Origin of the sequence: Edwardsiella ictaluri ATCC 33202, from assembly GCF_000264785.1 — a bacterium.
GTDB lineage: Bacteria > Pseudomonadota > Gammaproteobacteria > Enterobacterales > Enterobacteriaceae > Edwardsiella > Edwardsiella ictaluri.
The window spans coordinates 1-9,372 of record NZ_AFJI01000014.1; the positions used below are offsets into that span (position 1 = coordinate 1).

At 55.8% G+C, this 9,372-nt stretch carries 8 protein-coding genes; 5 read left to right on the forward strand and 3 right to left on the reverse strand.

Annotation, left to right across the window (positions count from 1 at the left end):
* Positions 1-10: 10 nt before the first annotated feature.
* Both EIEH_RS01360 and EIEH_RS01365 read right to left on the reverse strand, forming a co-directional pair.
* On the reverse strand, positions 11-838 hold the full coding sequence (locus tag EIEH_RS01360) for a hypothetical protein (protein WP_050977379.1): 828 nt from the start codon (positions 836-838) through the stop codon (positions 11-13).
* Between the two features lie 141 nt (positions 839-979).
* Positions 980-2,014 (reverse strand): ShET2/EspL2 family type III secretion system effector toxin, encoded by a 1,035-nt coding sequence (locus tag EIEH_RS01365; RefSeq protein WP_050977382.1) that lies wholly within the window; start codon positions 2,012-2,014, stop codon positions 980-982.
* A 969-nt stretch (positions 2,015-2,983) separates the two neighbouring features.
* Between EIEH_RS01365 and EIEH_RS01370 the strand changes: the two genes are divergently transcribed.
* The 3 genes from EIEH_RS01370 to EIEH_RS01380 all read left to right on the forward strand — a co-directional run bounded on the left by EIEH_RS01370 (position 2,984) and on the right by EIEH_RS01380 (position 4,753).
* A complete protein-coding gene (locus EIEH_RS01370; RefSeq protein WP_035608446.1) occupies positions 2,984-3,784 on the forward strand; it encodes a sulfite exporter TauE/SafE family protein in 801 nt (266 codons plus the stop codon).
* Between the two features lie 100 nt (positions 3,785-3,884).
* Entirely contained in the window at positions 3,885-4,433 is a 549-nt protein-coding gene (locus tag EIEH_RS01375; RefSeq protein ID WP_015872001.1) for an elongation factor P hydroxylase, read from the forward strand.
* 38 nt (positions 4,434-4,471) lie between these two features.
* Entirely contained in the window at positions 4,472-4,753 is a 282-nt protein-coding gene (locus EIEH_RS01380) for a YfcL family protein (protein ID WP_015872000.1), read from the forward strand.
* A gap of 421 nt (positions 4,754-5,174) precedes the next feature.
* Here EIEH_RS01380 and mnmC read toward each other — a convergent pair whose 3' ends face one another.
* Positions 5,175-7,199: a bifunctional tRNA (5-methylaminomethyl-2-thiouridine)(34)-methyltransferase MnmC2/FAD-dependent 5-carboxymethylaminomethyl-2-thiouridine(34) oxidoreductase MnmC1 gene (mnmC, locus tag EIEH_RS01390; protein ID WP_015871999.1), complete on the reverse strand. Its 2,025-nt coding sequence runs from the start codon at positions 7,197-7,199 to the stop codon at positions 5,175-5,177.
* A 171-nt stretch (positions 7,200-7,370) separates the two neighbouring features.
* On the opposite strand from mnmC, the gene fabB reads away from it, so the two are divergent.
* Together fabB and EIEH_RS01400 are read left to right on the forward strand one after the other, a co-directional pair.
* Positions 7,371-8,582, forward strand: coding sequence for a beta-ketoacyl-ACP synthase I (gene fabB, locus EIEH_RS01395; protein WP_015871998.1), 1,212 nt, complete (start codon positions 7,371-7,373; stop codon positions 8,580-8,582).
* A gap of 127 nt (positions 8,583-8,709) precedes the next feature.
* A partial coding sequence (locus EIEH_RS01400; RefSeq protein WP_035608451.1) for a class I SAM-dependent methyltransferase occupies positions 8,710-9,372 on the forward strand: 663 nt, incomplete at its 3' end.

Here is a 9,372-nt window from a genome sequence, read left to right on the forward strand (position 1 = left end):
CAAAGCAAGTTTAAATTTCAGTATCGTAGGAATTAACAACTTCAAAAAATTTAGATCTATATTTTTCGGGGAGGTGTTCTGTTATTTCATATGGAATGACGCCTGTATCGTTAATAACCATAATATATGACTTTATGGCCTCTGTATGTTGATTCTGATAAGCCATAAGTATTCCTGGAGTATCATTGACTCCCTTTGCGGCCAGTAGTCTCGCGACTTTATATGGACTAAATTTAGCAGAACAAATAAGTTCTCCATATGTGCTAATAGCATTTTTATACCCATGGGATAGTGCAAAAAACAAACCATTTAGACCATTACTACATCCGGTATCCAATAATTGTTCGGTTTCCGATGGGTTGAATTTAAGGTTATCAATTATCATCCCATAAGATTTAATTATTTCCACATTCCCGTGATAAAGTGCCATGAATAAAACAGAGATACCATCATCCCTTCTGGCTGCAAGTAACTCTGCCGCTTTTGCTTTATTTAAGTTAAGATCTTTGAGGAGTTCTCCATAAGCTTGAATGACATCGATGTACCCATTCTGTGATGCTAAAAGTAGGCCAGGGCTACTATCATACCTCTTGGCAGCAAGCAGAGTCGCTGTTTCATCTGGGCTAAGATTCGCAGCTTTGAGGAGTTCTCCGTATGCCAGTACTGCGTCTGTATGGCCATTCTGCAGAGCGAAAAACAACCCAGGTATTTTTTTTGTTGTGTCATCAGTAGTGTTGGCCGCAAGTAAATTGACTATTTTATCATGATTAAAACACATTGCGTTTGCGTTAATAACATCTCCGTATGCCAGGATAGTATCTGCATGCCCATTTTGCATCGCCTGCGCTAAACCCGAGACTCCCCCCGCTCCTTTTGCTAGCAGTAAATCTGCCGTTTTTTCTGGAGATAAGCCTGTCTTTTTTGAGCAGTTTTCCGTATGCTAGAACTGTATCTGCATGCCCATTTTGCATCGACTGCACTAAACCCGAGGCCTCCCCCCTCTCCTTTTGCTAGCAGTAAATCTGTCCGTTTTTTCTGGAGGTAAGCCTGCTTTTTTGAGCAGTTTTCCGTATGCTAGCACTGTGTCTGTATGCCCATTTTGAAGAGCCATAAGCAATCCAGGTGTGCCATCTCTCCTCCGAGCAATTACTAATTCCTCCCTTTTTTTGAGCGTGAGTGCAGATAGATTTATTTTCTCAGTTACTTGTTGGATAACTTCTGTGAGTCCCATAGTCATGGCATGCCAAATTATATTTTGCTGAAGTAAGTTGTTGGGCAATCTGGTTATAATTGAAGTATTGACTGGGATATGTCTGTCTACCAGCATAGACACCCCGGCAGGGATAAGTTCGTGACATCGCAAGTACGGTTTTGTAAGAAAATCACCTGCAGTGAGTTTCTTTATGTCATCCTGATTATTGTCGCTGTATTCCGCTCGGCGGTGGGAGGCTGTATGATTAGGGTCGTAGAGGTAAATCACCCATATTTCTTTATTTATGGTGTTTTTTATTTTGAGGCCTAACGCCATAGCGTGACTGATTGTACTTAATTCTAGAGCTCTGAACTTATCTCCATTCAGTCTCATATCACTGAATGTGTCAAAAATAGCACACCCCCAATCTTTATTTTCAATGAGTTGAATAACACCTGGCGCAGTGCATGATGCTTCTCTCTCTATAACGGATATGTTACTATTAAGCGCCTCCGCAGAAGAGAAGTGTTTATAGTTAACTTTACCTTCACCTTGGTTAAACTGCGCGACCCAGAAGGCGGAAAGATGTCGACATGTTATTAGGTTGGAGAAGCTGTCTCTTACCTGGCAGTTTAAATTTAAGGATGTATTTTTCTTATCAGGGAAGTATGGTTTTTGTTTATCAATAAAACATATGGGAGATGCTGCTGGTTCAGGTTTTTCCGCATTAAGGGCATGTGGGTTTTCATCTGAGGTAATATCTTCTTTATCCGTGATAATATTCGGATGGCTGCTATTGGGTGGGGGGGTGAGCTTTATCATAATATATTAATACCTTATGTTATCCTATCAAATATGGTTTTTATAGTGCGCTGTAATTATGTTTTGTACGCTTATAAAGTATATCTTGTTTTTTATTTATGGCGCATATCATGACCAGGTGACCAGCTGTTTGACCGCGTAGTCACTCCGCGTCATGAGCGCTAGTTATAGCCCTATAGCCCATAACTACAGAATGTTAGTTTCGTTCACATGTTAATTTTTCACTGTGGCTGGTGATATGCATACTACCCGGCCAGTCACCTGCTCTATAAAGCATCGATGATACTCTATTTTCTTTTTTACTGAAGGATCATTTAACTATGGTTAATGAGTCGTTTACTCTACAGGTATGATGGTATAGGGGAATAGCCATTATATGGAAATTTGAGAACTGTATTCAGGAGGGAAGACAATGATATGACAAAGGATCCGGTTCTGGGTAGATACTACCGCCTCTATTAGCGTTATCTCTACGCCCCGAACCCCCATGATAGCCCACCGTGGTATTCGGGCTACAGTAACTACGTTACCACTGCAGGGAGATGTGGTAGAAAATCGTGAGTGCATTATTCACCGTTTTCTCCCCCGACGACGCTATCCGGGAGATCCCCCGCTGTCCTTTCTGATCGATAGACGCTTATTTAAACTGAGCTTTACTGAAAAGTCTAATCCGTTGTTATCCGTCACGAGCGGCGGCCGTGAACCATCGGTCGCCGGACGCTGAGTCGTGTGAGCGCTCTGTCTGGGGAGAGACCGCTGGGTAGTCCACCGTCTATGTCGCTGCTCATCTATTGCAGGTGAACGTCGACGGTGTGATAAAAATCAGTTACCGCTGCGGGATTGTTTGTCATGATAGCGGCCTATTTTTAGTGGTCTTAATCACATATGGATGCATGTATTCTTAATATCGGATGTTGCTAATGTGATATGAGACCAACACAACACGATGGGACGGTTCAGGCAAGGATCATGGAGACGCTACTGCTTTCTCCCGAGCTGCTCGGGGTTTTATTTTGCGTGGCGCTGTTCGCCGGCTTTATCGATGCCATTGCCGGCGGCGGCGGACTGTTGACGGTACCGGCGCTGTTGGCCGTCGGGCTGCCGCCCGCCCAGGCGCTGGCGACCAACAAGCTGCAGTCGGTGGGGGGATCTTTTTCGTCCAGCCTCTACTTTATTCGCCGTCGGGTGGTCAACCTTGCTGAGCAAAAGTGGGTCATTCTGCTGACATTTTTGGCCGCCGCGGTCGGTGCGCTGCTGGTGCAGCGTCTGCAGGCAGAGATATTACGCCAGCTGCTGCCGTTTCTGGTGATCGGGGTCGGGCTCTATTTTTTGCTGACGCCATCGCTGGGGGCGACGGAGGGCATACGGCGTGTCGGTATGCCGCTGTTTGCCGTGCTGGGCGGTGCCAGCGTCGGTTTTTATGACGGCTTTTTTGGCCCCGGCGCCGGATCGTTCTATGCGCTGGGCTATGTCATGCTGCTGGGGCTGTCGCTCCCCCAGGCGACAGCGCATGCCAAGGTGCTCAACTTTACCTCTAACGCGGCGTCTCTGCTGCTGTTTATCATCGGGGGAAACGTCGTGTGGAGCGTGGGGCTGTGCATGCTGGTAGGACAGGCGATCGGGGCCCGCGTCGGCGCCCGGATGGTGCTGACCCGCGGGCAGCAGCTGATCCGGCCGATGATCGTGGTGATGTCGCTGATCATAAGCATTAAGCTGTTGTATGACAACCACGGCAGCGACATCCTGGCCTGGGTGCAGCGCTGGCTGTAGCGCGGCGGATGCAAGGCGGCGGCGCCTGTGCGACAATCTGCCACCGTGATGCGGCGCCGTGGCGCCGCACGTTATTTTCTCATCAGGCCCAGAGATAACCATGCCCGAGATCCATCATTATCAGCAGTTAATCGATCTGTTCGCGCAGACGTTCGGCAGCGAATACCATACCCGCCTGGTGGCCGGCGACGGCGAACCTATCTATCTGCCGGCGGATGACGCGCATCCGGAGCACCGCATTCTGTTTGCCCATGGCTACTATGCCAGCGCGCTGCATGAGATCTCACACTGGTGCATCGCCGGGGAGGCACGTCGCCGCCTGGAGGACTATGGCTATTGGTACTGCCCGGACGGGCGGGATACCGACACGCAGTCGCGCTTTGAGGCGGTAGAGATTAAGCCACAGGCACTGGACTGGCTGTTCTGCGTTGCTGCCGGCTATCCCTTTAACGTCAGCTGCGATAATCTGGAGGGCACCTTCGAGCCGGATCGCATCGCGTTTCAGCGCCGGGTGCGTGAACAGGTGCTGATCTATCTGGCCGGGGGCATCCCCCCGCGTCCGGCGCAGTTTATCCGTACGCTTCAGGCGTTTTATCATACGCCGGCACTGAGTGCCGCTGACTTTCCCTATCCCGACGATTTACAGTGATGCGCGGTGCAGCTGACGCCGATACGCAAGGAATCCCCATGATTGTAGAGTTTGAAGAGCGTATTTTGACGCTGATTGATGAGATGGTTGACAGCGCCAGCGACGATGCGCTGTTTGCCGGCGGCTACCTGCGTGGCCACCTGACCCTGGCTGTGGCGGAGATCGCCCTGCAGCCGCAGGCCGTGCCCGCGATGCTGGATGCGGCGGTGCGCGCCAGTCTGGCGCGCGCCATTCACGCCGGAGAGCTCTCCCCGCCCGATCAGGCGCTGGTATACAACCTATGGCAGGATCTCTACCATCGGGCTCAGCATGAGGCATGAGGCATGAGGCATGAGGCATGAGGAATGAGGCATGAGGCTGGGTCTCTTTCGCGTGGTCAGGGGAGGGCAGGGTGAATCGCGGCTTTGTGAATGGATGGGGCGTCGCCCGGGCACCTGCGCCACGACAGATATGGCAAATTGTCCGGTTCGGGCGGCGCGGGCGTCATGGACGTGAAAACGTGCGGCGCCGGTTGGGCCAAACAAGATGTTTTCCAATGCCGCAGGACTGAATCCGTCAGCTGCAGGGCAGACATGCCCGATGGCGGCGCGCTGTTCTTGGGCGGTGCGTACGCGGTCTGGTCGGCGTACCGGCCTGCGTCAGGCTGTGCGGTGGATCTATATCCGGGGCTGGCCCCCCGCGTTGACGCCGTATTCTGATAACGCGAGAAGGGCGGCGGCGTGTCCCCCACCGCCGTATGCATCATGCCGGACCTTTCCCTTTAAGCCATTTACGCAGCCAGAAACGGTTGGGGCTGAGTGCGTCCAGCAGATCTTGCTCCAGCGGCAGCCCTTCGTCGTGAATTTGTCCGGCCAGCAGCTCGGCGCATAGCGGCGCGCTGCACAGACCGCGTGAGCCGAGGGCGGCCAGGATAAACAGATCCGGATGGTGCGGCGCGGCGGCGTTGGTCTCCGCGGGGACGCGCTGCTGCGGGCGAGGATGCGGATAGCGCGTCTGCAGCGCTGGGGCGTCCGGCAGCGCGCCGACCAGCGGCAGATGATCGCGCACGGCGCAGCGTATGCCGATCCGCGCTGCCGCGGCGCTGACGTCCACCTGCTGCGGCCATGTCACCTGCGGCAGAGACGCGATTAGCCGCTGGCGGTTTTCCTGTTGCTCCTGCGGGCTGTACTCCAAATCGGTGCAGTTGCGTCGGTAGCTGGCACCGAGGCAGTGGGTACCGTAGTCCGGGCTGCAGGGGGTCAGATAGCCGTCATGGCACAGCACCTGGCGCAGCGACGCCAGCGCCGGGGCGGTGGGAATATGGCTCACCTGGCCGCGCACCGGGTAGAGCGGCAGCGCATCGCTTTGGTTGAACTCACCGGTGCGGGCGCCGCCGGCCAGCACGACGCAGCCGTGCAGACGGGTAGCGCCGTTGGCCAGCTGTAGACGCCAGCCCTCTGGTTCCGGTAGCAGCCGCTGGACCTCATGGTTAAAGTACAGGGTGGCCCCCTGACGTTCCGCCAGCGCCAGGGTCTGGCGGGTCAGCTCAGCCGGATCCAGCCAGCCACCGAGGGGATAGCAGACGCCGCCAACCGGCAGCGGCAGGCCGCAGCGCAGGCTGAGATCGGCGGCATCCCCCCCCTGCGCCAGCCACTCTGGCCAACCGGCGTTCAGCAGCTGCGCTATTTTTCTCTGGCTGGCGTCATCGTAACCCAGCTGACTGACGCCGCACCATCGGTGGGGAAAGTCGGCGCCTTGGGCCGCCAGCGCATCGTAGGTGCGCAGGGCATAGGGAAAGGCGCGGGCGTAAAAGCGCTCCAGCGCATCATCGCGGCCGTTAAGAAGGGGGTAGAGTGCCCCCTGACGGTTGCCGGAGGCGCCCTGCGCCGCCTGCGGATCGGCGCAGTAGAGGGTAACGCGGCTGCCGCGCCGCTGCAGTGCCAGGGCGCACAGGGCGGAGGCGATACCGCCGCCGATCAGTGCAACTTCTTCAGGGCGGCGGGCCGCCGGGCGGGCATACCAGGGTGCCTGCAGCACATCGGGCGGCAGTGCTGCAGGGCGCTGTCCCGCCAGACACTCCCGCTTTTGTCCGAATCCTTTGACTTTACTGACCTCAAATCCGGCCTGGCTCAGGCCGCGGCGTACAAATCCGGCGGCGGTAAAGGTGGCGAAGGTCGCGCCGGGACGGGCCAGGCGCAGCATGGTGTTGAAGAGCGCAGGGGTCCACATATCCGGGTTCTTCGCCGGCGCAAAGCCATCCAGAAACCAGGCGTCCACGTGGCCATGGAGACCGTCGGGCAGCTGTGGCAGCAGCGCGTTGACGTCGCCGAACCATAGATCCAGCGTGATGTGTGGCGCCGGGTGCAGACGGTGGCAGCCAGGCAGGGCGTCGGGCCACACAGCGTACAGCTGTTCGCTGAGTTCTGCCAGCTCCGGCCAGGCAGCGTGGGCAGCGCGCAGGTCGTCGCGGCGCAGTGGGTATTTTTCAAAGCTAATGAAGTGCAGGCGCGACGGTCCCCTATCGGGATAAGCCAGTCGGAAAGCACGGTGAGCCTGCCACAGGGTGAGAAAATTCAGCCCGGTACCGAAGCCGGTTTCGGCGACAGTGAAATCGGGCCGGGAGCCAGTCAGCCAGCGCTGCGGCAGCCCGTTGCCCTGCAGGAAGACGTGACGGGTTTCCGCCAGCCCGTCCTGATTGGAAAAGTAGACGTCGTCAAACTGCTGCGAAACAGGCGTACCCTGTTGATTCCAGCTCAGCGATGCACTTTGTATCGATGTATGGTTCACGTTTTTTACCGCTAAATCAGTCAGTGGACGATTTTAACGGTCTGTGCCCGGGGCGGCAAATTTAGCGCTATCTGGTTTTACCAGCGCTGATCGGACTTGCCTCGGCGTACAGGTGTACGCTAAAGTGCGTGGCGAATCCCGAATGATAAAAATTTTTTCAAGAGGTAAGAAATGAAACGTGCAGTGATTACTGGCTTGGGTATTGTTTCCAGTATCGGTAACAACCAGCAGGAGGTGCTGGCGTCTCTGAAAGAAGGGCGTTCGGGGATCACCTTTGCGCCTGAACTGCAGGAGGCCGGCATGCGTAGCCAGGTCTGGGGCAATATCAAGCTGGATACCGCTGGCCTGATCGACCGTAAGGTGATGCGTTTTATGAGCGATGCATCGATCTACGCCTATCTGTCGATGCAGGAAGCGATCAAGGACTCCGGTCTGAGCGACGATATGGTTTCCAATAACCGTACCGGCCTGATCGTGGGTTCCGGCGGCGGCTCTCCGCGTAACCAGGTCGCTGGCGCTGACGGTATGCGCGCCCGCGGTATTCGCGGCGTGGGGCCGTATATGGTGACCAAGGCCATGGCCTCCGGCGTTTCCGCCTGCCTGGCCACGCCATTTAAAATCCGCGGTGTCAACTACTCCATCAGCTCCGCCTGTGCTACATCGGCTCACTGCATCGGCAACGCCGTTGAGATGATCCAGCTGGGCAAACAGGACGTGGTCTTCGCCGGCGGCGGTGAGGAAATGTGCTGGGAGCTGGCCTGTGAGTTCGATGCCATGGGAGCCCTGTCCACCCATTACAACGATGCGCCGGAAAAGGCCTCCCGGACCTATGATGCCAAGCGCGACGGTTTTGTCATTTCCGGCGGCGGCGGTATCGTGGTCGTTGAAGAGCTGGAGCACGCGCTGGCGCGCGGCGCGCACATTTATGCCGAAATCGTCGGCTACGGTGCAACCTCCGATGGCTATGACATGGTGGCGCCGTCAGGTGAAGGTGCGGCGCGCTGCATGCAGATGGCGATGCAGGGGCTGGATAAGCCGGTGGATTATCTGAACGTACATGGCACCTCCACCATGGTGGGCGACGTGAAAGAGTTGGGCGCCATCCGTGAAGTCTTTGGTGACCGTACGCCGGCTATCTCCTCTACCAAGGCGATGACTGGCCATGCGCTGGGGGCTGCGGGGGTACACGAAGCCATCTACACCCTGCTGATGCTGGAGCACGGCTTTATCGCGCCGAGCATCAACATTGAAGAGCTGGATGAGCAGGCCACCGGGATGGATATTGTTACCGCCACCACTGAGCGAGAGCTGGATGTGGTGATGTCCAACAGTTTCGGCTTTGGCGGCACCAACGCGACGCTGGTGATGCGCAAGTACAAATAACGCCGGAGACCGGTGCCAGAAAAACCCGCCGCGGCGGGTTTTTTTATACCTGGCATCTGTCTTCTGAATAGGTAACACTGATAAGGGCGGGATGTCTGGGCCGCCAGGTTTTGCGAAAGGAAACTTCATGGGACAGCTCAATCACTATGCCATCGCTTATCAGCAGATTAGGGCACTGATCCGCTATCCGGAATCGCTATATCAGTTTTTGGCCCGCCAGTGTACTCACCATGACCGGGCTTTGGATTTGGGCTGTGGCAGTGGTTTTTCCACCGCCCGTCTGCAAACCTATTTTTCACAGGCCACCGGGTGCGATCGCGATGAGGCGCTGGTGAACCAGGCGCGGGAGAACTACCCCCAGCTGACATTCAGTGTGGCTGCAGCTGAACATTACATCCCTGTACAGCCGGTCGATCTGCTGACCTGCGCTACGGCATTTTACTGGATGGATCGTCCGCTGATGCTCTCTCGGATGCCGCAGTTGCTGCTACCGGGCGGTATCTTTTGCGCCTACCGCTATGAGTTTCCGCTGGTTTACGGTCCGCTGCGTGATGTGGTGGAGTATGAGCTGGCGACGCGCTGGGCGCCGTTTCGCGATCGGCGTCTGGTGGACTATGACAATACACTGGAACTGATGCAGATCCAGCCGCAGCTACAGCACAGCCAGCGCCAGCTGTTTCCCAATATTCTGACCCTGAGCGTGGCGCAGCTGGCGACCTTTTTTCTGTCGACCAGCTATGTCACCCGCTATATGGAGGAACAGGGCGGGGCGGAGTACGCCAAGCGGCTG

What these genes read in the sequence shown, in the direction of transcription:
- EIEH_RS01360 (WP_050977379.1), bottom strand. Translation starts at nt 838, where the DNA reads ATGCAAAATGGGCATGCAGATACTATCCTGGCATACGGAGATGTTATT.
- EIEH_RS01365 (WP_050977382.1), bottom strand. Translation starts at nt 2,014, where the DNA reads ATGATAAAGCTCACCCCCCCACCCAATAGCAGCCATCCGAATATTATC.
- EIEH_RS01370 (WP_035608446.1), top strand. Translation starts at nt 2,984, where the DNA reads ATGGAGACGCTACTGCTTTCTCCCGAGCTGCTCGGGGTTTTATTTTGC.
- EIEH_RS01375 (WP_015872001.1), top strand. Translation starts at nt 3,885, where the DNA reads ATGCCCGAGATCCATCATTATCAGCAGTTAATCGATCTGTTCGCGCAG.
- EIEH_RS01380 (WP_015872000.1), top strand. Translation starts at nt 4,472, where the DNA reads ATGATTGTAGAGTTTGAAGAGCGTATTTTGACGCTGATTGATGAGATG.
- fabB (WP_015871998.1), top strand. Translation starts at nt 7,371, where the DNA reads ATGAAACGTGCAGTGATTACTGGCTTGGGTATTGTTTCCAGTATCGGT.